The organism is Cyanobium sp. NIVA-CYA 375, from assembly GCF_056108345.1.
Genome location: NZ_JBSYHW010000404.1, coordinates 1 through 570 on the forward strand (window position 1 = coordinate 1; position 570 = coordinate 570).

Below are 570 nucleotides of genomic sequence, written 5' to 3' on the forward strand. Positions count from 1 at the left end.
GGTCGACAGCTCGCGGCGCGAGTGGGAATCCACGGCGGCGGCGCCGCTGGAGCCGCCGGAGCCGCCGGAGCCCGCGCCCGGGTCCGCGCGCGGGTCTGCAGCCGAGGTGGCTCCCGGCTCCGGCGCCGGCAGCGGCACGGCGCCCTGACCGGCGGCGCGGCCCTTCGGCTCACGCGCCAGGTGCCTGCGGCCGCGCAAGAGGGCCGGGGCCGGCACCGGTGGGCTCAAGACCGGCCACGTGCGGCCGACAACCCACGCATGGCCGACAACCCTTCCCCCAAGCGCCCCGAGCGGCGCGACCGCCGCGCCCCCGCCGGACCGCCGGGCTCGATCCGCTGGATGAAGAGCATCCTGGGCCGGCCGCTGACGCTGCAGCGCCGAGCCGACGGCCTTCACGTCACGCTGCTCGACCGCCGGCGCTCGCCCGAGGTGATCCAGGCCGAATCGATGGCGCGGCTGCGCGAGGAGCTGCGGCTGCGCCTGCTCGAACTGGAGCACCAGCACGCCACCACCGTGATGCGCCACCTCGTGTTCGTGCACGACGTGCTGGGCCGCCAGGGCTGGGCCGGG

The 570-nt window shown here is 77.5% G+C and carries 2 protein-coding genes; one reads left to right on the forward strand and one right to left on the reverse strand.

Annotated elements, in window-relative coordinates; all coding sequences use genetic code 11:
- The coding region (locus tag AC01FP_RS18830) for a hypothetical protein (protein ID WP_474482456.1) at positions 1-198 on the reverse strand (198 nt) is incomplete at its 3' end.
- Positions 199-258: 60 nt separating this feature from the next.
- Between AC01FP_RS18830 and AC01FP_RS18835 the strand changes: the two genes are divergently transcribed.
- A partial coding sequence (locus tag AC01FP_RS18835) for a hypothetical protein (RefSeq protein WP_474482458.1) occupies positions 259-570 on the forward strand: 312 nt, incomplete at its 3' end.